The following is a 20,273-nucleotide window of genomic DNA, read 5'->3' on the forward strand; positions in this document are numbered from 1 at the left end:
AATATAACCATCTTTGGTGATATATTGCTAATCTAATAACAACCTAAACGACAGGGGTAAGACATGCAGTTTCGTTCTTCCGTTCTTTTCGCTCTCGGCGGTGTTGCAATGCTGAGCGCTTGTAGCAGTGTCGATAACTCAGGCACTGCGGTTGCCTACGGTGGTAACCCACTGACCTATGGTAACTCTGTTTCCAGCGCGATTTCTGGTCAAGAGCCATCAACCAGCTTTGGCAAGGCGCTTAAGGCAGAATACATTGCCTATGCGCAGCGTGAAGCTGATGAATGGTATGACTTCTTCGATGCTGATTTCTTTGCCAAGAAAGCAGGCAAAGTTGCAGAAAACGAAACACTTCTTCCTGAAGATCCGGCCAACTGGCGTTTCTCTGATGAAGAAATCGCCCAGAAACGTGCAGTTCGTGATGAGCTGATCGCACTTTTGGACGACGGCAAACGTGAAGAAAAACCTGAGACCGCAGCAATCGCGCAGGCGCGTTTTGATTGCTGGATCGAAGAAAGTGAAGAAGGCTGGCAGAACGACTTGATCAGCCAGTGCTGGAAAGATTTCGAAGCAGCGATGGCTGAACTTCGTAAAGAAGAAATGGCAACTCCGGTTGCTGCAGTCGCGCCGAAAGAAAGCCGTCTGTTCACAATCTTCTTCGATTTTGACAGCGTTGCGATCACGCCGGTTTCCGAACGTGTTCTTGATGCCGCTGCTGAGCAGTGGGCACAGAGCATGGGCACCATCAATGTTGTTGGTCACGCCGATTCTTCTGGTGCAGCAGCCTACAACTTGAAACTGTCCGAGCGTCGTGCTTCGGCAGCACTGAACGAGTTGACCGGTCGCGGCATTAAAGGCGACTCTGTTGACACCGATGCGGTTGGTGAGGGTGAACTCCTTATCCCGACTCCGGATGGTGTTCGTGAGCCGCGTAACCGTCGTGTGACGATCTCCGTCGACTAATCGACGACGTTTACCAAATCTTCGGCAACGAGGTGGCATAGTGCCACCTCGTTGTTTTTGTATGTGGTTTTGGGAAACAAAAACTTTTTGGCGTAATTGCAGTTGAAATTGGCGCTAATCTGCATAATGTCTGCTGTAGATTTATACCAAAGAGCTAAAGGCGGGGACGTATAATGGGGGCCTTGAAGTTGGTCTTTTCTCGACGTGTATGCTGTGCCGTGTTGGGCATGGCGATGATGGCGGTTGTTTCTCCGCGGGTTGCGCAATCTGCTGACGTTACGCCGGTTATGCCCTTTGAGAAATATTTTGCTGATCAGCGCGGTGACGGAAAGTTCCTGCGGTTTAACGCATTTTCTGGCGAAATCCCGGGTAAACGCATCAAAGCATTGCTGCGATCCGGTCAGGTTATCGGTGATCGCATCTTGCTGGCAGAAGACGTCGCGGTCTATTTCCCGGATGGCTATATTGTTCAATCACAAACCCGGTTCGGCAAATACATCCCCAAAGTAGGTCTTAAGGCGTCATCGGTTGTCAAGCGCGACCATCTGATGGAAAACCCGCGCTATGCACTGGTCGGAAATTTTGATCAGATTCTTGGTAAAGAATGCGCGCGCAGTGAATACGCCAATGGTTTCGCAGCCCTTCGGATCAAGCGTGATGGTGTGATGTCACTGGTTCTTGAGACATCGGGCCTGTATGACCCGCTGGTTGACGAACAGACCACCACCTATACCGTTACAAGTGCTGTCCAGTCTGTGTTTATGGGCAATCAGGGTTTGATGCCTGAATTGCTGTTGAAATGCGGGCGAGGTTAATACCTCCCGACACCCGTGACATCAAAAATATAAGGCACCGGAATTCCCGGTGCCTTTTTGTTTGTCGATTTGCGATTTACGGCAATATGGCTTAGCTGACGTGCCAATCGGCGGCGAACAGGCGGGGTATTTCAATCGCCGGGCAGCGGTTCATGACAGCAACCAGTCCCGCATCAACCGCCTTATCGGCAGCAGGCACATTGATCACACCAAGCTGCATCCAGACCGATTTTGCCCCAATCGCGATGGCCTCGTCGATAACACCAGCCGCGTCATCACTGTTGCGGAAAATATCGACCATATCGACCGGTTCATTGATGTCTGAAAGCTGTGCCACAACCGTCTGCCCGTGAATTTGGTGTCCGGCCTGCCCGGGGTTGACGGGGATAACGTGATATCCGCGATCAAGAAGGAACTTTAAAACCCCGTTGGATGGGCGTTCCGGCTTTGGACTAGCACCGACAAGGGCGATGGTTTTTGTGTTCGATAGCAGTGTTTTTACACCGCCATCATCCGGATTTGAAAATTCGGTCATCTCTCACATCCGCTGTTTGTTAAATGTATCACTGCCTTGAAGGTATATGATATTTTCCGCTTGGCAACTGGCAGGCAACAACGAGTGTTCGGGTCGGTGACGTGATCATGGATCGCGGGGGCCTCGCGGAAAGTTGAAAGCGAGTTTAGGTGACGCGCGCTCTAAAAAGCGGTTGTGTGACTTATCAGTTCATTTTGACGGACATCTATTGCATGTATCCTTGGCTTGATCCTTCGGGGCGCTTTTCGTTCTTTAAGCTTACAGTCTTTGTGGCCCTTCTTGTGCCGGGCATCATGTTGCTGTGGCCGGTTGTGATTGAAGGTGGCGCGACCATTCCGGTCAAGGAAGCCATCCTTGAAAGCGGTGATTGGACGATCCGGATACTGTTGATATCACTATTGATTACGCCGCTTCGCCGGATCACACGTTTTTCAAAACTGGTGCAAGTGCGTCGCCAGATCGGTGTTGCGGCATTTGTCTATGTGATGGTTCATCTGTCGCTTTATGCGATCAGCCAGAATCTTGATCTTGGCAAAATCGTAAGCGAGATTTTCTTGCGGATTTATCTGACCATCGGGTTTGCTGCGGTTGTCGGGCTGTCGATCCTTGCTGCGACATCGACAAAGGCTGCCATGCGCAAGCTTGGGGCCAACTGGTCGCGCCTGCACAAGGCAAGCTATGGTATCGCCATTTTGGGCGCACTGCATTTCTTTATGCAGTCAAAGATCGACGTCAGCGAAGCGACCCTGATGGCCGGGTTCTTTGTTGCGCTTATGCTTTATCGCTTTGCGCATTGGCGCGGGTGGTCCTTGCGCAGTTTTATGCCGCTTCTTGCCGTATCCGTGGTAGCCGGATTGGCAACGGCGGGTATTGAATATGCGTGGTACGCACTTGCAACCGGCGTTCCAGCAGATCGCGTGTTTGCCGCCAATCTTGAATGGATGTGGCCGATGCGCCCGGCCTGGACTGTTTTCCTGACCGGGCTTTTCATGATCGTTGTCTGTCAGTTTGGACGCGATGGTGCTGCGCGCACCGTGATCGCAAATGTGATGGCCAGTGTGCGGCTTAAACCGCAGCACTCGCGCGGCGGGTAAGGGCGGTCAAAAGACCAGCCCCGATCATCACGGCACCACCGGTGCGGGTCAGGCGGCGCATGGCAGCAGGATTGCGAAACCGTTCCCGTAAGGCCGATGCCATCACCGCCCAAATCGTTACATTTACCGCCGCCAGAATGACAAAGGTCGTCGTCATGATGATGAACTGCGGCAAGACCGGGCTGCTTGCGGTGACGAACTGCGGCACAAAGGCGATGAAGAATACGATGCCCTTGGGGTTGAGTGCGGTCACGATATAAGCCTGCAAAAACATCCGCGATGGCCGGTTGCGCTTGGCGTCGGCGTTGTCTTCAAGCAGGCCCGGGTTTTCCCGCCACATCTTGATCCCAAGATAAATCAGATACCCCGCGCCACAAAGTTTCAACACGGTAAAAGCATCGGCCGAGGTTGCAAGCAGCGCACCCGCACCGGCAAGTGATACGGTCATGGCGGTTAAATCGCCCAGTGCCACGCCAGGAACCGTTGCCCATGCCGTCTGGCGGCCCTTGCCCAAGGCATAACTTACCACAAGCATGATGGTCGGGCCGGGAATGGCCAAAACAATGGAACAGGCCACAACATAGGCAAGCCAGATTTCAATCGACATATCGAAACTCCGCAATGCTGGAATATTGAAAGATTGGGTATTCTTATCTGGTAATGAGGGATCGGTTATTCATGGCGCCATGTCGGATGGCGTTTTTCGACGAACGCCCCGATACCTTCGCGGGCATCGTGTTTTTGCATGTTGCCGGTCATGACGGCGGATGCATAAGAATACGCGTCCGAAAGCGGCATTTCGAGTTGCTTGTAAAAGGCCTGCTTGCCGGTTTGCACCGTCATGCCCGACCGTTCGGCAATGCCGTGCGCCAGTTTTGTCGTGGCATCGTCAAGGTCGGCGTCGTCGGTGACATCCGACACCAAACCCATGGAAAAGGCCGTTTCGGCAGGGATCGGATCACCGGTCAGCAACATGCGCATGGCATGTTTGCGCGCGATATTGCGGCTGAGTGCGACCATCGGGGTTGAACAAAACAACCCGATATTGACCCCCGGTGTGGCGAATTTGGCCGATGTGCCGGCAACTGCAAGGTCGCAACTGGCGACAAGCTGGCATCCAGCCGCGGTCGCCATGCCATGTACCTTGGCAATGACCGGTTGGGGCAGGGTGACGATCCGCATCATCAAATCACTGCATTGGGAAAACAGGGCGGCGTGTTTGTCGCAGTCCGAAATCCCGTTCATTTCCTTTAAGTCATGACCAGCACAAAAGACCGGTCCTTCGGCGGCCAGAATAACGCAGCGGATATCGCGATCTGTGGCGATGGCGTCGAAAATATCGTGCAAGGATTTCATCATCGCACAGGAAAGCGCGTTTCTGCGTCCCGGGTTGGTCAGGGTTACGGTGGCAACACCGTCTTGATCGTGTCGGGTGGCTAGTGGCGTTTCGATGCGTTCATCAACCATTGGTGTACTCCCTTCAACCGCATTCAAGCGGTAATTCTTATTTTCTTATACATATTGTCGTAGTAGAATTGCACGTAACAGGAAAAAAATAAAACCCTGCAGGACGCCATTTTGGGGTGGCTTGCTGCCATATCAGGCGAGTGGCTGTGGATGAGCAAAGATCAAATGCGTAAGCCGGGGCGGGCCCCAGGTCGTTTTGTGACGACCAAGACCATTATCGAAACCCGCAGGCCCAAAACGCCGGTGGCTGCAACACCGATCAAGCGTTTTGACCGGAAAGACGCAATGGAGCGCGATCTTGACCGGTATCGCGCCGATGCCCGTGCACGTTTGTTGCGCAACGGATTTGATGTGCCCGCGTATCTTATGCCCAAACCCCCAGTCAGCGAAGACGAAGAGGGGAATATCCCTGAAATTGACCCGGATGAAGTGCGCGACGTTCACAGCCACGTTATGACAGGCCCGAAGCCAGCCCCGCTGGCCAAGGTGAACAACGCACCGCTTGCACCGGCCAAAGCCGCCAGCAATGCATCAACTGCCAAACCATCGCGCCATGTTCATGTACAGGGTGGTGTGGCGCAAAAGCTTCATCAGGCAGTACCCGCAAACGGCGGTGCTGTTGGCGATGCGCAGGCGGGGGGCGAAAACAACGCCTATCAGGATTATATCGACAGTCTGGATGGTGGCTCGACATTGCTTGATCACATGCGGGGCGACGATGCCCCGATCAAGGGGCGGGTGGATGATCTTAAATCGGCCGAAGAAACAAAATCGCGGATTGATCTGCCAGATAATTCGTCCAGTTGGGTGGCGCGTGATGGGGGTAAAAATACATCCGGCATGACCGGGGCCGGTGCGGCAAAACCCAAATCAGGGACACGGCGGTCCAAGCGGAAATCTGCTGGTGGTGCACCGATCAACTGGAACAAGGTCCTGCCAAAGATCGCGGCCTATATGGTTGCGGCTGTTGGTATTGGCTATGTTCTGGTTCTGACGCTTAATCAGTTCTCGGCGATTTTGGCTAAGTAAACACTGCCCATTGCCTGCCGTAATTACCATATACAGTCATAGAATATTAAACCGTTCCGCGCCGAAGAAAGATATTTGGCATGGGCGGTTGACCCATTGGGCAATCAATGTTGTCGATGGGCCGTAACATCAGTGGCAGAGGTCAGGCATGTTTGGGGCATGGACTGATGATCATCTGAAAAGCCTGCCATATAAAAAGACTACGTGCGATCTTGGGACATTATGGGGCGGGGATGTGTGAACATTCGTGATCCGGGCCGCCTAAACAATTTGGCCGGGATGAGGGGGCGAGTTAACCCTTGGTTCGGAGGCAGCGTGTGACGCTGTAAAGTCGCTATGACAAGTGATGTAAAAGGTCAGGAAGACCGCCGTCCGGTATATCTTCCCGAAAACCGCCATCATTGGGCATCCAATGATGAAGTCGATAAACCTGTGGTCGATGTTACGCGTGGACCGATCCGGGCCCGATTTCGGCGTAACCGGAACACCGGACCGTCGATGTCGGTGGGGGAATGGATGCGCGCCAACCTTCCAAAGATTGGGGCAACATCAATTGTTGCGATTGTCATTCTGTGTGTTGTTGCCACGATCTATACCGATATGGCCCGTATTGTGATGGATTAACGCAACGTCGAATGGGCGTTGTGCTTTGGTCGTAGGTTGGGCAATGCGTGTCTGTAAATATTGACGTTAACGTAAACGTTATGTCAGTCTTCCGGTTGATGATGAAAGATGCTGTATCAAGCAAGACAGCGCAGCAGGGAGACGACCCAATGACCCACACCCAGACGGTTCAGGCAGGTTCCGGTATCACGCCTGCCGATTTCGATGCCATTATGCGTGAAAAAGTACCGTTTGTCGGGGACATGGGGGTGATCACTGAACGGTTGACCGATGACACCGCCACGTTGCGTTTGCCGTTTAACGAACGGTATTTACGACCGGGCAATGTCGTGACCGGCCCGGCGATTTTTGCGCTGGCCGATATTGCGCTTTATGCCGTGGCGTGGCTGGTCGTGCCCAAGGCCGATCTGGCGGTAACGACCGAGGCGACGGTGCATTTCCTGTCCGGGGCCAAGCCCGGCGATTTGATTGCCGAGGCCAAAATCCTTAAGGCGGGCAGGCGGCTTTTGATTGCGGAATGCCATATAAGGTCTGTGGTCGATGACAGCCTGTGCGCGCATGTCATCGGCACCTATGCCATGCCACCGGCGTAAAAACCGGATAAAATCGTGTGGTAAAATAATACCGCGTTATTTAAGTTATTGATTTTAAACGAAATATTCCTGTTGTTTTCCTGTTGAATACTGGCATAATGCGCCGACTTTCAACGAGGGACCATTCCCTCCGTGGAACCCAGTTTTCGAGTATAGAAATAATGAAAACCTTCTCTGCGACACCGAGCGACATTGAGCGCAAATGGTTCGTGGTCGACGCCCAAGACGTCGTCCTTGGCCGCCTTGCTGCTGTTGTTGCCAATCGTCTTCGTGGTAAGCACAAAGCGATGTTTACTCCGCACATGGATTGTGGCGATCATATCGTCATCGTCAATGCTGAAAAAATCAAACTTACCGGCCGTAAACTTCAGAACAAGAAGTTCTATTGGCACACCGGTTATCCGGGCGGTATCAAAGAACGCACCATGGACAAGCTCCTGAACGGTGAGCATCCGGAACGCGTGATCATCAAAGCTGTTGAGCGTATGATGTCCCGTGGCCCGCTGCGCAGCCAGGTTCTTTCCAAGTTGCACGTCTATGCAGGCACCGAGCATCCGCATGACGCTCAGAAGCCGGAAGTCCTCGACGTTGCGGCTATGAACGAAAAGAATAAGCGGAGTGCTAAGTAATGGCCGAAACTAAAACTCTTGAAGATCTCAAGGATCTGGCACAGGGCGGCGAAACCGTTTCTGCAGCTGCAGAAGGCACCCTGCCGGAACCAAAGATCGACGCACAGGGCCGTTCCTATGCAACTGGCCGTCGTAAGAACGCAATTGCACGTGTCTGGATTAAACCGGGCTCAGGCAAAGTCACCGTCAATGGCCGCGAATTCGAAGATTACTTCGGTCGTCCGGTTCTGCGCATGGTGATCAACCAGCCGTTCACCGTCACCGATCGTAAAGATCAGTTTGACGTTGTTTGCACCGTAAACGGTGGTGGCCTTTCTGGTCAGGCCGGTGCGGTTCGTCACGGTATTTCACGTGCACTGATCACTTATGAGCCGGCACTGCGTCCGTCGCTTAAAGCTGGTGGGTTCCTGACCCGTGACTCACGTGCAGTCGAACGTAAAAAATACGGTCGTGCTAAAGCTCGTCGTAGCTTCCAGTTCTCGAAACGTTAATTCGTTTCCGGGCAGCACGCCCAACATTTCATTGGAAAAGCGTCACTTTCGAGTGGCGCTTTTTCTGTTTGTTGGCGGGGCATTCGGTCTTGATTGTGCCTGTTCGCAAAACCATTTAAAAAGCGGCGTCTTTTCAGGTGAAAGACGCCGCTTTTTTGTTTCATGCTGATAGACGTAACAGTGTCTGCTGCGCTATTGCCAGCGGTCAGAAAAATCGCGCGGGACCATCAGAATGTCGCGATCCACCTTGGTCACGTCAGTGTGTCCGCAAAGCGCCATGGAAACTTCAAGTTCCTTGTGGATAAGCTCAAGCGACTTGGTCACGCCGGCTTCGCCCATCGCACCCAGACCATAGATGTATGCCCGGCCGATATAGGTGCCCTTTGCGCCCAGGGCGAGTGCCTTTAGAACATCTTGGCCAGAGCGAATTCCACTATCGAGATGGACCTCAATCTTGTCGCCGACGGCGTCCATGATGGCGGGCAATGCGCGAATGGAGGATAAAGCGCCATCCAGCTGGCGTCCGCCATGGTTGGACACGATGATGGCATCTGCACCGACATTCAGCGCCTCCAGCGCATCGCGTGGATCAATGATCCCCTTGATGATCAACGGTCCATCCCACATTTTCCGGAACTCGCGGATACGGTCCCAATCAAGTGATTGGTCGAAAGATTCTGCCGTCCATGTGCTCAGGGATGAAGGGTCGCCAACACCCTTGGCGTGTCCGACAATATTGCCAAAGAAACGTCGCTTGGTGCCAAGCATGCCCAGGCCCCACTGCACCTTTGTCATCATGTTCGCGACGGATTTCGCGGTCAATTTGGGCGGGGCTGACAAACCGTTTTTCAAATCCTTGTGTCGCTGTCCCAGCATCTGAAGATCCACCGTGATGACAGCTGCCGAGCACTTGGCCGCTTTCGCCCGGTCAAACAGGCGCTGCATGAAGTCGTCATCTTTGAGCGTGTAAACCTGCAGCCAGAATGGGCTGGACGTATGTTCGGCGACATCTTCGATTGAGCAGATCGACATGGTCGACAAAGTGTAGGGTACACCGAACTTTTCAGCCGCACGGGCGGCCTTTATCTCGCCGTCTGCACATTGCATTCCGGTCAGTCCGACAGGCGCAAGCGCGACAGGCATAGAGACATCCTGGCCGATCATCTGGCTTTGGGTTGACCGTCCGGCCATATTCATTGCCACCCGCTGACGCAGGTGAATATCCTGAAAGTCAGTCGTGTTTTCACGGAATGTCTGCTCGGTCCAGCTTCCGGATTCTGCGTAATCGTAGAACATGCGCGGCGCGCGCCGTTTATAGATACGTTTCAGGTCTTCGACGCAGGTAATCACTGGCATGAGGTCAACTCCGAATAAAATATGCTCGGTAATGGTAATACCAGTTTCATAGGTTATCGCAAACCGAATTGAAAATCAGCTTCTTGCTGACCGTTTTCGCATGCTGGAAACAGGACGATGTTCTTGTTGGGAAAGAATTTTAAAAACAAGGATCGGAAATTCTGCAGGTTGTGATAAGAACAAAAGTTCAAAGAGATAATTTCTGAATTTAAGGTGAGTTTCGATGGTGGGAAATATGCGACGAATTTTCAAAACATAACTTTTGAACCTCTGTTGGATTTCCCCGTTATTTGTGAAGGGCCGCTAATGGAGCGGTCTTTTTTTTGTGCCAATTCCAAAGGTTGGCAACGACCTGAACCCCAAAGAAAGGGACCCCCGATATGCAGTACAGAAAGCTGCACGACGCCGATTTTGATGCCGCAACCGCCTTCCTTGCCAACCATGCTGCGACCAGCATGGTTCTGCGCGGGAATTTGCGAACTGCGGGTATCGAGCGACGTCGTCATCCGCTTTCTGGAACATACTTTGGGGAAGTTTCCGAGGCGGGACACGTCTCGGCGATTATTGCGCAGTTTGGTAATGGCAATGTGTTTGTTCAGGCCGGGGATCAGGTACATACCCCGCACGCCTTGACCACGGCATTCCGTGCTGAAATCCCACATCCGGTGGCGGGTATCTTTGGTGATGCCGATCAGGCCGCCGACATGATTGATCAGCTTGGCCTTGGTGATGCGAATTTTGCGATTAATGCATCTGATGTGCTCTATACGCTTGATCTGGCTGATCTGATTGTCCCGGTAAATGTTCGGGCTGATGGATTTCAGATGGTCGATGCGGAAAAACTGGATCGCAGCACTTTGCTGCGCTGGTTGCGCGCTTATGAGATTGAGGCGCTTGGCGCACAGGATACCCCGTTGCTTGACAGTAAGATCGCATCCCGGCTGGTGCATGCGCTTGATGCGCGCACCATGTGGGGGCTGATTGTCGATGGAAAACCCGTCAGTCTTTCGGGGTTTAACGCGCAACTGCCTGAGATGGTGCAGGTTGGTCCTGTCTGGACGCCGGTTGAGCAGCGATCAAATGGCTACGCCCGTATTCTGGTCGCCAAAACTCTGTTGGCGGCGCGATCCAACGGGGTAAAGCACGCCATCCTGTCAACTGACAGTGAAGCAGCGGCAAAGGCTTATGAGGCGCTTGGGTTTGCCAAAATCGGACACTATCGCCTGGCGTTGCTTGAATGCCCTGTTAAAATTGACGGCCATTTGGAACTACAGCCCGCCTGATCAAGGTTGGCTGTCGCGCCCATTTTGACATCGGTGCCAATATATTTCGCCCCTGCCAGCATTGTTGTTCGCTGGCAAGGGCGGTTTTGTTTAGAAGTCGATGGTAAGGCTTTCTGATACCTTGCCGTGACCACCGGCCATCAAGCCAAGGATTTTGCCGTTTTCAACGGTGAGTTCCACCGTAATAAGGCTTGGCGATGCCGGGGCCATAAAGCGGCCTTGCTCAATCACCAGAGTCTGTTTTTTGATGTTTAAATGGTCGTGCAGGACACAGGCGAGGGGCCCTGCGGCCATGCCGGTTGCAGATTCTTCCTCAATGCTATAGCGCGGGGCGAACATCCGGGTTGTGGCATCCTTGTCCGTTGCGTCCCTGTCGGTTGTGAAAACGTAATATCCGACAAGATCAAGTTTCTCACTGATGTCGGAAATAAGGTCAAAGTCCGGTTTCAAGTTGCGAAGGGTCGTCCCGTCTTTTACGCCAACGACGACAAAATTATTGCCAGTGTTGACAAGAACCGGGCTGACGTTTTGGGCGAGATCATGTTCCTTAATCCCAAGTGATTTCAAAACGTCGGCAGCAGCGACGCCGTCGTCGGCCCAATCGCTTGGCATGCGGTAGCTGGGGCCGAGCTGTTCCATATAGGCCGCACCGTTTTTAATGACGATTTTGCGCGCGCCATCAACGGTTTCCTTTGATGTTTCCCCCTCGGAAACGCATCCCAGTTCGGCAAGGTAGGAAAAGGTCGCGATGGTCGCGTGGCCGCAATGGGCAATGCGGCGATTTGGCGTAAAGAAATCAAGCTTGAAGGCCTGTGTCTTTGATTTGGAAACAAATGCCGTTTCAGACAGGCCAACCTTGGCTGCAATTCGCAGCATGTCCGCATCGCTCAGATTGTCGGCATCGAGTACGACCGCCGCCGGGTTGCCACCAACGTTGCCGGTGACAAAGGCGTTGACGACTTGGGCGGTGATCGTTTGTGTATTTGCGTGAGTCTGTTTCATGTTATTGTCCAGAATGTCAGAGATAACTTACCCTTATTACCTGTTTAAGATATGATTTTGTGGCAGGGTACTCATAAATATATGAGCTGAATTCATGAATATGGATCGAAAGCAAGCTATCGCAAAACTCATGCAGGCTGTGCCGATGCTGGCCGCCATTGGCGAGGAGCTGAGTTTCACCAAGGCGGCTGAGCGACTAAACGTCGACCAGTCGGCGGTGAGCCATAGGGCAAGGTCGCTTGAAGAGGCGCTTGGTCATACGCTGTTTGATCGCACCACGCGCAGTCTGCGGCTCACCGAAGTTGGCGGGATTCTTTGTGGGGCGGCACGCGAAAGTGTTGCCGGGTGGGATCGGGCACTTGATAAGCTTGACCGTGTCCAGTCGACCAACCTGATTCATCTTTCCATGCCGTCCTCGCTGGCGATGAAGTGGTTCATCCCGATATTGCCGAACGCCCGGGCAATGGGCCTGAATATTTCGGTCGATGTCAATGAGCAGGCCATTGAGTTTCAGGCAAATGAGGCCGATGCCGCGATCCGCTTTGGCCGGGGGCCGTATCCCGGTTTGCATTCATCCCATCTTGCGCATTGCTGGTTGCAGCCTGTCGCAAGTCCCAAATACCTTGAACATACCCCTGCACCTGAAACGCTTTTAAACCATCCAGATACCGTTTTTCTTGCCGACCGGCGCGGCGAAATGGATGGCTCGGAATTTAGTTGGGATTACTATCTATCCAATGGCGGATTGGACCGCGAAAGTATCATGCCGGGCGACCAATTTGATCGCGCCGATTTGATGCTTCAGGCGGCAATCGGCGGCATGGGGGTGGGATTGGGAAGAACCCTTTTGATCGAGGGGGATATCAAGGTGGGGCACCTTATGGCAATCGGCCCGGCAGTCCGGATGCAATCGGCATATTGGCTGGTTTGTTCGCCCAGTTTTGCGCAAACAAACCGGTTTGAAACGTTACATCATTGGATCAAGACAGAAATTCGCTCCATCACGAGTTCACACTTACCAATCGACTGACGGCTAAAGACGAACAAGTTACCTGCTGCGTTAGAGGCAACGGCTTGGCGTGGCCGGTAAGCCCGGTTAAGCTTGATGATACTTTTGCGCTGAAATTTACTGTTTGATTGAGGGCGTTCTGAAACACCATCTTTTACATTGGTCCCGTCGCGTTTCGTTTCTGCCAACATATATTTTGGTGCTGGCGGGATCGGTTATGTTTGCGATCTGGATCATGGGGGCCGGTACAGCGCAGGCGGATAATCTTGATCAGGTATTGTACCGGTTTGAAAACCGCGCCCTGACACTGGGGCGCTATGGGTCGGTATCGGGCTTTCAGCGCAAGCTGTTTGTCGAAGCCGCGCGGTGCAAGAAGGGTCCTGTTGCGGTCTATGGCAAGGCGGATGGTATTGTCGGGGCGAAAACCCGCCAAGCGATTGTTGATCTTCAACCTTGTTTGAATTCCGCGGTGCGGGCCGCTGTTGGCGCAGAGCAGTATGGTGCGATAACGGTCGGGCTTTGGCGTTTGTTGATGCCCGTCGACATATCACCGCCGGGGGCGATTGAGCGCGCCAATCAACTGACTTTCGCGCTTGAGGGGACGGATTATGACGTCATCCAGTTTAACTTCTGTCAGTCGAAAAACCCGCGCAGCGGCAAGCGGTTCCTTGAAGGCGATCCATATTGTCATACAAATGATCCGCGTGCCTATTTGACATGGGGGCCGCGCGGGGCAACGGCCGGGGCGGGGGCGGAAATACAGCAGATTATCTTTGCCTCCGAACGGGCCAATCCGGGCTTGTTGCAATCAGTATTCGGGCCGCTGACCGAAGACATGCACCGGCTTGCCTTGGGCAATAATGACGCGGCCTTTGATATCCTGTGTTCGATCTGGATTGATGACGCGCAACGCGAAGATTTCAAACGTCGCTTTGCCGACTATGGCGCACGCGAGGAAGTACAACGTGCCTATCGTCAAGTCTATGACGCGGCCAATGCCGATGGCGGCAAAATCGCCCGGTTTTTTAAGCTGTACGGGGCACTCCGCCCGATCATCAAGCGCGATCCAACTGAAATTGATCTGGCGTTTTTCATTGATCGGGCAACCCATGGATCAGTACCGCCGGGCGATATCAGCCAGCTTGTTGATCGCATGACAAGCTTTGCTACCCGAACCCGCAACCTTCCCAGTCCGGGGGAGCTTCGCAAGCAACTGGCCGCGTGGTTGCCAACCCATCATAAATACAATGACCGGCTGGCGCGCGATGCGATTTTCCTGATTGATGACCCGGACGTTATTTTATCAGACGCCCATCGCCGCATGTGGCAACAACGATCCGGGCTGAAAGCCAGCGATTTTGGCCTGTCGGATCAACGACAGATAGCAAGTTACCCGGTTGCTGCCCCGACGGGATACGAGAAAATCGAAAAGTTCTATACCGTGCTGCCCGAAGACAAACGCGCCTGCCCATCGACGGTTCGGAGCGCACGGCGTCCATAGTCGTGAATATCTTAAATGGGATATGTATTTGTATTCCTAAATGCGGTTCGGGCCGATTCTTAGGGGCCCAAAAAAATGCCAATAAACAGCCTGATCGTCTGAGTTGAAATTATGACTTGTCAATCTGTCTCAATGAGAACAAAATAAGAACATGATTCAGATTAATAGGGGTTGAATAATGCAAGATATTTCAATTTACCTTCCTGGGATATTGCTCGCCTATTCGGCTTTCCTGTTGGCAATTGCCAGTCCCGGTCCGAATGTTCTGGCCGTCATTGGGACATCGATGAGTGTCAATCGATCTTCGGGTATGGCTTTGGCCGTTGGCGTGGCGACAGGGTCATTTTCTTGGGCGGTGCTGACGGTGTTTGGCCTATCCACTATCTTAGCGGCATATGCCGAGGCACTTCTGATAATCAAGGTTTTTGGCGGCCTCTATCTCTTGTGGCTTGCGTATAAATCCTTCAAGTCAGCGGCATCCAGCCATGATATCAAGGCTGCGGAGCTTGCGGGTGGTCTCCGGACGCCATTTGGATATTTCAAGCGCGGTTACTTTATTCAGATGACCAACCCGAAGGCGGCCTTGGCATGGATTGCCATCATCTCGCTAGGGCTGAAAGATGGTGCACCGCTTTGGGTTGCTGCGGCTATCGTGCTTGGAACCTTTGCGCTTTCGATGGCTGTTCATCTTCTTTACGCTATCGCGTTCTCCACACCCATTATGGTGCGCCTTTACAGTAAAGCGCGTCGGGTGATTCAAGGTGTTCTCGGAGCCTTCTTTGCTGTTGCAGGCCTGCGCTTGCTGATGAGCAGGAGCTGATCCAATGTCAATCTATAAGGATCCTGTTGCCGCAAACTTGAATGATGGCTTTGTGGTTGCCATCAACATTGTTGCAAAGGATGGAGAAGCCGAAGCGGTCGCTGGAATTCTTGAGAGCCTTATTGAGCCAACGATGGCGGAGGAAGGTGTGAAGTTCTTCATGCCTTACCGGTCTCCAACTGATCCCAATGCGTTCTTCATTTATGAGCTTTATGTCGATGAAGCGGGTTGGGATGCGCACAACAAATCGGCTCACTTTCAGAATGCGGTCGGGGAGCTTGTTGAGAAGGTTGCAAGCAGAGAGCGCGTGCCCTTTCTGCCGTTTGTAAGTTAGCTTGAGTGCGCTTTATCTCCGTAAGAACAGTCTTCTCTTTAATGAGTGAAGGCTGTTGATGCGGGTACCTCCTTGCCGGGCAAACGATTGAACCGTGTAAAACGGTTTTGATTCCCCCGATTATGTTCTAAACGCTTGCATCTGCGAGGTGTGTTTGCCAACATCCGCCGGTTATTGATGCCCTGATTCCTTTCGGGGCGCGCCTATAGGAGCAAGATTTGAAATGAGTGACGTTAAGGTCAAAGTCGGAATTCTCGGTGCCAGCGGATATACCGGGGCGGAATTGGTTCGTATTCTTGCGCACCATGAAGCTTCGGTCATAACATTGCTGACCGCAGACCGACGCGCCGGACGTCCGTTTGGGGAAGTTTTCCCCCATCTTGCCCATATCAATCTGCCGACCATGATCAAGATCGAAGATGCCGACTGGTCAACCGTGGACCTTATTTTCTGTGCGCTGCCCCATGGCACGACACAGGAAGTGATCGCCGGATTGCCAGACCACGTCAAAGTTGTCGATCTGTCAGCGGATTTCCGTTTGTTTGATCCGGCGACCTATCAGGAATGGTATGGCGCGGAACATGCCGCACAGGATTTGCAAAAGCAGGTTGTTTACGGCCTGACCGAACTGCACCGTGAAAAGATCAAAAAAGCCCGTGTTGTGGCCAATCCGGGTTGTTATCCAACTCCGGTGCAGTTGGCGCTAACCCCGCTTTTGGAAAGCAAGTTGGTACACGCCGATGACATCATCATTGATGCCAAATCCGGTGTGACGGGGGCGGGTCGTTCGCCCAAGGAAATGACCCTGTTTGCCGAAGTGACCGAAGGCATTCATGCCTATGGCACCGGCGGGCACCGCCATGCGCCCGAGATCGAGCAGGGGCTTGCATGGGCATCGGGAAGCGACGTTGTGGTCAACTTTTCCCCGCATCTGATGCCAATGAGTCGCGGTATTTTGGAATCCATCTATGTCAAAATGACCGATGGTACGACCGCCGAGGACATTCAGGCCGCTCTTGCCAAACGCTATGCCGACGAGCCGTTTGTTCGCATCCTGCCATTTGGGGTGACGCCGCAAACCCGTCATGTGCGGGGATCAAATTACGTTTTGATGGGCGTCGTCAAAGACCGTGTACCGGGACGTGTGATCATTGTCGCGGTTGAGGACAATCTGGTCAAAGGGGCGTCTGGTCAGGCGGTGCAGAACATGAATGTGATGCTGGGCCTGCCCGAAACCATGGGGCTTGAGATCGAGCCGCTGTTCCCGTAAGGGGTGGGAAAAGGTTTCCTCATACAATTAAAAAACAGGCGTGTCCAAACCGGGCGCGCCTGTTTTTTTATGTTTTAGCCCATGGCGCGTTTGAGGATTTCAAACAGTTTGGGATCGTCGCATTGCGCCACATTAAACCGCATCAGATCATCGGCGGTTTGTGAGATGCTAAAAACATTGCCGGGTGCCAGCACGACGCCATCGGCAAGGGCATTGCGTGCGAGCGTCGCGGCATTCATGCCATTGGGCAGTTTGCACCACAAAAAGATCCCTGCATCGGGTGTTGAGACGGGGGTGATCCCCAGCGACTGCAATCGGGACGTCACCCGTGTCATGGCCGTTGCTAGGCGGGTGCGCAAAGCATCCATATGTTTGCGATAAGTGCCGTCCTTTAAAATCGACAAAACCAGTTCCGGGGCAAGGTTGCCACTGGAAAATCCGGTGGCGATCTTAAGATCGGTTAGCCCGTCGATCCAGTCAGGCGACGCGGCGATATAGCCACAGCGCACCGATGCCGACAGGGTTTTGGAAAAACTGCCAATATGAATAACCCGGTCCAGCCCGCCAAGAGCGGTAAGACGCGGGGCGGGCGTGTTTTCAAAATCGGCAAAAATGTCGTCTTCAATCACAACCAAATCGTGCTGTTCGACGGTTTTCAGAATGCGATGGGCAACCATCGGCGAAAGGGATGCGCCGGTTGGGTTGTGAAGCCCGGAATTGGTGATGTAAAGGCGGGGTTTTGTATCCTTGACGATGCGGTCAAAGGCATCAACATCGGGGCCATTCGCGGTAAAGGGAACGCCGACGATATTGGCGCGATGGGCGCGTAAAAGTGCCTGAAAATTAAAATAGCACGGGTCATCAATCAGGACAGTATCGCCCGGTTCGATCAGAAACCGGCACAGCATATCAATTGCCTGTGTGCCAGACTCAGTCAAAAGGATCTGATCGGGGCTGGTATCAATGCCATACGTCGCCATGCGCCGTGATAGCAACTGGCGGAGCGGGGCAAGGCCAAGCGGGGTGCCGTAATCGGTCAGGGTTTCGGTGCGGGTGCGCGACAATGTGCGCAGCGCACGCCGGATCGATGTTTCGGGCATCCAGCTTGCCGGAAGCCAGCCACAGCCTGGCTTGAGCATGTCGGGCCGCGCATCAAGCGACTGGCGCGATACCCAGAACGGATCAATGGCCCGATCCAGTTTGGGGCCGATTCGGGTGATCGAAAGCGGGGCGGTATGGGCGCAGACAAAAAATCCCGATCCGCGCCGTGACTGAATGACACCGTCGGCCACCAGCCGGTCGTATGCTTCGACCACGGTGGAGTTTGACACCCCCATTTTCTGGGCAAAGGCCCGGATCGACGGCAAACGATCCCCCGACAACAGATTGCGTGCGCCAATGCGCTTGCGGATAGTCGCCATGACATGGGCGACAAGTGTACCGCCATCGGTTGGTGCTTCTGCCCGATCAAGTGTCACTGTAGTGCTCCTGTAATCAATACAGTTTGGTCTAATTGTATTTGATTGTGTCTGGTGATCGCGCGACAGGCAAGCGAAAGATACGTCTTCAAATCAAGCGGAGGCGACAATGGCGATTGCAGTGGAACGGACAACGGGTGGCTGGCTTAGCGGGTTGATCGGGATTTTGATTTTTAGTGGATCACTTCCGGCAACCCGAATTGCGGTGATGGATTTTGATCCGCTTTTCCTGACCGTGGCGCGCGCGACAATCGCCGGGATGATCGCACTTGTGATTTTGCTGATGACCCGCACCGCCCGGCCACAGAGGTCCGACTGGGGATCGCTTCTGGTGGTGGCATTCGGGGTGGTTGTCGGCTTTCCGCTGTTAACGGCATTGGCGCTTGAGCATATTACATCGGCGCGGTCGATTGTGTTTATCGGGTTGTTGCCGCTGGCGACGGCGATCTTTGGTTTGTTGCGCGGCGGGGAACGACCGCGTGCGGTGTTTTGGCTGTTTTCGGTCCTTGGCAGTGCGCTTGTCGCCGGGTTTGCCGCTATTGGCAGTGATGCTGGTGCGATGCGCGGTGATCTTTATATGCTGGGTGCGATTGTTGTTTGCGGCCTGGGCTATGCCGAAGGCGGGAAATTGTCGCGCCATCTGGGCGGCTGGCAGGTGATCTGCTGGGCGTTGGTGATCTCGCTGGTTCCCATGGCGATCCTGTGTGCGGTTATGGTGCCAGACAGTTTTACCGAGATCAGCATGCCCGCGTGGCTTGGCCTTGGCTATGTCTCGGTCTTTAGCATGCTGATCGGGTTTTTCTTTTGGTATCGCGGGCTGGCTGCCGGTGGAATTGCCGCGGTTGGGCAGTTGCAATTGCTGCAACCGTTTTTTGGTTTGATGCTGGCGGCCCTTATTTTGGCGGAGCCTGTTGGTTGGGCGATGATTGCCGTAACGGTCGGGGTGGTGGCCTGTGTTGCCGGGGCGAAGCGATTTGCGCATTAGGGCGTTTAGCCGTCAGGGCGTGGGCGATAGCTACATGCCCGGTATATTTGCCTATTCGCTTGATATCGGCGGTGTGACTGGAAATTCGTCAAGTTGGGGCAGGTCAACCGGGATGACATCCGGCCAGTAGATTTCATGGATTTTCTGTATGAAGCCTTCCTTGTGCAGATCGCGCATGATTTTCACGATGCGGTCATGCTGCGCGATCAGGGATGATTTGCGCGAAAGGGCCATGTGGATGTCATTGTGAACATCTGATCTGAACGGGGCCTTGATGATGGCGTCTTGCATGTTGTTCTTGCGAATTTGGTAATCGGCGTTGGCATCCGATCCGACGATGGTGTCGATCCGACCAACTTCGAGCATTCTCAGGATCAGGATTTCCGAACCGGCTTCATATTTTTCAAGCGATGGGTCGCTATCGAATGGTTCGAAATAGCGCGAATCAACCACCGAACCAATGGCAAGTCCGCGCAAATCATCATATCGCGTGATCGATGCCGGGCTTTGCTTGTTGACATAGAAGACCGGATTTACCCGGCTATAGGGCGGATAAATATATTGGGCGAATTTCGCCCGTTCGTCGGAATAGGCAAAGCTTGTCAGGACGTCGATCTCGCCAAGTTCAAGCATCTTAAGGCATCGGCGCCAAGGGCAGGGTTGGGATTTCAGTTTCAGCCCAAGCCGGTTTGCAACTTCGTGCAGTAACATCAGATCAATGCCCTGAATCCCGCCGTCTTCATCTTCTATTGCAAAAGGTTCCCATACCGAAAAGGCGGCAATCATTGTACCTTCCGCCTGTGATGCAGGTGCCTGATTGTCGTGGTCAGCCAGCGCAGGATGGGAAAACAGCAGGCACACGGCAATGGCGCACGCCCTGCGCAATGTTGTAATCACGGGTTTTCCAGTAATGTGGGATGACGCAGGTTTTGTTTTGATAATGTGCATGCGCTGGATTTTTTAGAGAAAAATTTTCAACTTCACATATTAGAATT

General features: G+C 53.3%; 22 protein-coding genes. 15 read left to right on the forward strand and 7 right to left on the reverse strand.

Going from position 1 to position 20,273, the window contains the following annotated elements:
* Positions 1-63 precede the first annotated feature (63 nt).
* Positions 64-963 carry an OmpA family protein gene (locus tag AMM48_RS16410; protein ID WP_101304594.1) on the forward strand — a complete coding sequence of 300 codons (900 nt, stop codon included), beginning with the start codon at positions 64-66 and terminating at the stop codon, positions 961-963.
* 173 nt (positions 964-1,136) lie between these two features.
* Positions 1,137-1,778 carry a hypothetical protein gene (locus tag AMM48_RS16415; protein ID WP_102784921.1) on the forward strand — a complete coding sequence of 214 codons (642 nt, stop codon included), beginning with the start codon at positions 1,137-1,139 and terminating at the stop codon, positions 1,776-1,778.
* Positions 1,779-1,869: 91 nt separating this feature from the next.
* Here AMM48_RS16415 and AMM48_RS16420 read toward each other — a convergent pair whose 3' ends face one another.
* Entirely contained in the window at positions 1,870-2,313 is a 444-nt protein-coding gene (locus AMM48_RS16420; protein WP_102784922.1) for a CoA-binding protein, read from the reverse strand.
* 212 nt (positions 2,314-2,525) lie between these two features.
* Between AMM48_RS16420 and AMM48_RS16425 the strand changes: the two genes are divergently transcribed.
* Entirely contained in the window at positions 2,526-3,407 is an 882-nt protein-coding gene (locus tag AMM48_RS16425; protein ID WP_102784923.1) for a protein-methionine-sulfoxide reductase heme-binding subunit MsrQ, read from the forward strand.
* Here the strand turns inward: AMM48_RS16425 and AMM48_RS16430 are convergent.
* Entirely contained in the window at positions 3,379-4,014 is a 636-nt protein-coding gene (locus AMM48_RS16430) for a LysE family translocator (protein ID WP_102784924.1), read from the reverse strand. The two genes, AMM48_RS16425 and AMM48_RS16430, sit on opposite strands and share 29 nt — an antisense overlap.
* A gap of 65 nt (positions 4,015-4,079) precedes the next feature.
* Positions 4,080-4,874, reverse strand: a complete 795-nt coding sequence (locus tag AMM48_RS16435; RefSeq protein WP_102784925.1) for an enoyl-CoA hydratase — start codon at positions 4,872-4,874, stop codon at positions 4,080-4,082.
* A 150-nt stretch (positions 4,875-5,024) separates the two neighbouring features.
* Between AMM48_RS16435 and AMM48_RS16440 the strand changes: the two genes are divergently transcribed.
* The 5 genes from AMM48_RS16440 (at position 5,025) to rpsI (ending at position 8,240) form a co-directional block, all read left to right on the forward strand.
* The gene (locus AMM48_RS16440) at positions 5,025-5,903 is read left to right on the forward strand and encodes a hypothetical protein (protein ID WP_102784926.1); all 879 of its coding nucleotides are present in this window, start codon (positions 5,025-5,027) and stop codon (positions 5,901-5,903) included.
* 336 nt (positions 5,904-6,239) lie between these two features.
* Positions 6,240-6,527, forward strand: a complete 288-nt coding sequence (locus AMM48_RS16445) for a hypothetical protein (RefSeq protein WP_022730484.1) — start codon at positions 6,240-6,242, stop codon at positions 6,525-6,527.
* Between the two features lie 149 nt (positions 6,528-6,676).
* On the forward strand, positions 6,677-7,120 hold the full coding sequence (locus tag AMM48_RS16450; protein ID WP_102784927.1) for a PaaI family thioesterase: 444 nt from the start codon (positions 6,677-6,679) through the stop codon (positions 7,118-7,120).
* Positions 7,121-7,281: 161 nt separating this feature from the next.
* Positions 7,282-7,749: a 50S ribosomal protein L13 gene (rplM, locus tag AMM48_RS16455; protein ID WP_022730486.1), complete on the forward strand. Its 468-nt coding sequence runs from the start codon at positions 7,282-7,284 to the stop codon at positions 7,747-7,749.
* Positions 7,749-8,240, forward strand: coding sequence for a 30S ribosomal protein S9 (rpsI, locus tag AMM48_RS16460; RefSeq protein WP_102784928.1), 492 nt, complete (start codon positions 7,749-7,751; stop codon positions 8,238-8,240). The genes rplM and rpsI overlap by 1 nt, the downstream gene beginning before the upstream one ends.
* A 192-nt stretch (positions 8,241-8,432) precedes the next feature.
* Here rpsI and AMM48_RS16465 read toward each other — a convergent pair whose 3' ends face one another.
* Positions 8,433-9,596: an alpha-hydroxy acid oxidase gene (locus tag AMM48_RS16465; RefSeq protein ID WP_102784929.1), complete on the reverse strand. Its 1,164-nt coding sequence runs from the start codon at positions 9,594-9,596 to the stop codon at positions 8,433-8,435.
* Between the two features lie 380 nt (positions 9,597-9,976).
* Between AMM48_RS16465 and AMM48_RS16470 the strand changes: the two genes are divergently transcribed.
* Positions 9,977-10,879: a GNAT family N-acetyltransferase gene (locus AMM48_RS16470; RefSeq protein ID WP_102784930.1), complete on the forward strand. Its 903-nt coding sequence runs from the start codon at positions 9,977-9,979 to the stop codon at positions 10,877-10,879.
* Positions 10,880-10,969: 90 nt separating this feature from the next.
* On the opposite strand, the gene AMM48_RS16475 is transcribed toward AMM48_RS16470, so the two are convergent.
* On the reverse strand, positions 10,970-11,881 hold the full coding sequence (locus AMM48_RS16475) for a PhzF family phenazine biosynthesis protein (RefSeq protein WP_102784931.1): 912 nt from the start codon (positions 11,879-11,881) through the stop codon (positions 10,970-10,972).
* Positions 11,882-11,975: 94 nt separating this feature from the next.
* Between AMM48_RS16475 and AMM48_RS16480 the strand changes: the two genes are divergently transcribed.
* The 5 genes from AMM48_RS16480 (at position 11,976) to argC (ending at position 16,815) form a co-directional block, all read left to right on the forward strand.
* Positions 11,976-12,911 carry a LysR family transcriptional regulator gene (locus AMM48_RS16480; RefSeq protein ID WP_198413547.1) on the forward strand — a complete coding sequence of 312 codons (936 nt, stop codon included), beginning with the start codon at positions 11,976-11,978 and terminating at the stop codon, positions 12,909-12,911.
* Positions 12,912-13,107: 196 nt separating this feature from the next.
* Complete coding sequence (locus AMM48_RS16485) at positions 13,108-14,391, forward strand: hypothetical protein (RefSeq protein ID WP_102784932.1); 1,284 nt, start codon at positions 13,108-13,110, stop codon at positions 14,389-14,391.
* 178 nt (positions 14,392-14,569) lie between these two features.
* Positions 14,570-15,211, forward strand: a complete 642-nt coding sequence (locus AMM48_RS16490) for a LysE family transporter (protein WP_102784933.1) — start codon at positions 14,570-14,572, stop codon at positions 15,209-15,211.
* 4 nt (positions 15,212-15,215) lie between these two features.
* Positions 15,216-15,545, forward strand: a complete 330-nt coding sequence (locus tag AMM48_RS16495; RefSeq protein WP_102784934.1) for a putative quinol monooxygenase — start codon at positions 15,216-15,218, stop codon at positions 15,543-15,545.
* 223 nt (positions 15,546-15,768) lie between these two features.
* Entirely contained in the window at positions 15,769-16,815 is a 1,047-nt protein-coding gene (gene argC / locus AMM48_RS16500; protein ID WP_102784935.1) for an N-acetyl-gamma-glutamyl-phosphate reductase, read from the forward strand.
* A gap of 74 nt (positions 16,816-16,889) precedes the next feature.
* Here argC and AMM48_RS16505 read toward each other — a convergent pair whose 3' ends face one another.
* A complete protein-coding gene (locus AMM48_RS16505; RefSeq protein ID WP_244271265.1) occupies positions 16,890-18,293 on the reverse strand; it encodes a PLP-dependent aminotransferase family protein in 1,404 nt (467 codons plus the stop codon).
* Between the two features lie 109 nt (positions 18,294-18,402).
* Between AMM48_RS16505 and AMM48_RS16510 the strand changes: the two genes are divergently transcribed.
* Positions 18,403-19,278 carry a DMT family transporter gene (locus tag AMM48_RS16510; protein WP_102784936.1) on the forward strand — a complete coding sequence of 292 codons (876 nt, stop codon included), beginning with the start codon at positions 18,403-18,405 and terminating at the stop codon, positions 19,276-19,278.
* A gap of 51 nt (positions 19,279-19,329) precedes the next feature.
* Here the strand turns inward: AMM48_RS16510 and AMM48_RS16515 are convergent, their stop codons facing one another.
* On the reverse strand, positions 19,330-20,175 hold the full coding sequence (locus tag AMM48_RS16515) for a transporter substrate-binding domain-containing protein (RefSeq protein WP_158246480.1): 846 nt from the start codon (positions 20,173-20,175) through the stop codon (positions 19,330-19,332).
* Between the last annotated feature and the right edge of the window lie 98 nt (positions 20,176-20,273).

This window comes from Thalassospira sp. GB04J01 (genome assembly GCF_000751115.1).
Classification (GTDB): Bacteria; Pseudomonadota; Alphaproteobacteria; order Rhodospirillales; family Thalassospiraceae; genus Thalassospira; species Thalassospira lucentensis.

Excerpts from the sequence above, each read along its gene's own strand:
- AMM48_RS16410 (WP_101304594.1), top strand. The coding sequence starts at position 64 with ATGCAGTTTCGTTCTTCCGTTCTTTTCGCTCTCGGCGGTGTTGCAATG.
- AMM48_RS16415 (WP_102784921.1), top strand. The coding sequence starts at position 1,137 with ATGGGGGCCTTGAAGTTGGTCTTTTCTCGACGTGTATGCTGTGCCGTG.
- AMM48_RS16420 (WP_102784922.1), bottom strand. The coding sequence starts at position 2,313 with ATGACCGAATTTTCAAATCCGGATGATGGCGGTGTAAAAACACTGCTA.
- AMM48_RS16425 (WP_102784923.1), top strand. The coding sequence starts at position 2,526 with ATGTATCCTTGGCTTGATCCTTCGGGGCGCTTTTCGTTCTTTAAGCTT.
- AMM48_RS16430 (WP_102784924.1), bottom strand. The coding sequence starts at position 4,014 with ATGTCGATTGAAATCTGGCTTGCCTATGTTGTGGCCTGTTCCATTGTT.
- AMM48_RS16435 (WP_102784925.1), bottom strand. The coding sequence starts at position 4,874 with ATGGTTGATGAACGCATCGAAACGCCACTAGCCACCCGACACGATCAA.
- AMM48_RS16440 (WP_102784926.1), top strand. The coding sequence starts at position 5,025 with ATGAGCAAAGATCAAATGCGTAAGCCGGGGCGGGCCCCAGGTCGTTTT.
- AMM48_RS16445 (WP_022730484.1), top strand. The coding sequence starts at position 6,240 with ATGACAAGTGATGTAAAAGGTCAGGAAGACCGCCGTCCGGTATATCTT.
- AMM48_RS16450 (WP_102784927.1), top strand. The coding sequence starts at position 6,677 with ATGACCCACACCCAGACGGTTCAGGCAGGTTCCGGTATCACGCCTGCC.
- rplM (WP_022730486.1), top strand. The coding sequence starts at position 7,282 with ATGAAAACCTTCTCTGCGACACCGAGCGACATTGAGCGCAAATGGTTC.
- rpsI (WP_102784928.1), top strand. The coding sequence starts at position 7,749 with ATGGCCGAAACTAAAACTCTTGAAGATCTCAAGGATCTGGCACAGGGC.
- AMM48_RS16465 (WP_102784929.1), bottom strand. The coding sequence starts at position 9,596 with ATGCCAGTGATTACCTGCGTCGAAGACCTGAAACGTATCTATAAACGG.
- AMM48_RS16470 (WP_102784930.1), top strand. The coding sequence starts at position 9,977 with ATGCAGTACAGAAAGCTGCACGACGCCGATTTTGATGCCGCAACCGCC.
- AMM48_RS16475 (WP_102784931.1), bottom strand. The coding sequence starts at position 11,881 with ATGAAACAGACTCACGCAAATACACAAACGATCACCGCCCAAGTCGTC.
- AMM48_RS16480 (WP_198413547.1), top strand. The coding sequence starts at position 11,976 with ATGAATATGGATCGAAAGCAAGCTATCGCAAAACTCATGCAGGCTGTG.
- AMM48_RS16485 (WP_102784932.1), top strand. The coding sequence starts at position 13,108 with ATGTTTGCGATCTGGATCATGGGGGCCGGTACAGCGCAGGCGGATAAT.
- AMM48_RS16490 (WP_102784933.1), top strand. The coding sequence starts at position 14,570 with ATGCAAGATATTTCAATTTACCTTCCTGGGATATTGCTCGCCTATTCG.
- AMM48_RS16495 (WP_102784934.1), top strand. The coding sequence starts at position 15,216 with ATGTCAATCTATAAGGATCCTGTTGCCGCAAACTTGAATGATGGCTTT.
- argC (WP_102784935.1), top strand. The coding sequence starts at position 15,769 with ATGAGTGACGTTAAGGTCAAAGTCGGAATTCTCGGTGCCAGCGGATAT.
- AMM48_RS16510 (WP_102784936.1), top strand. The coding sequence starts at position 18,403 with ATGGCGATTGCAGTGGAACGGACAACGGGTGGCTGGCTTAGCGGGTTG.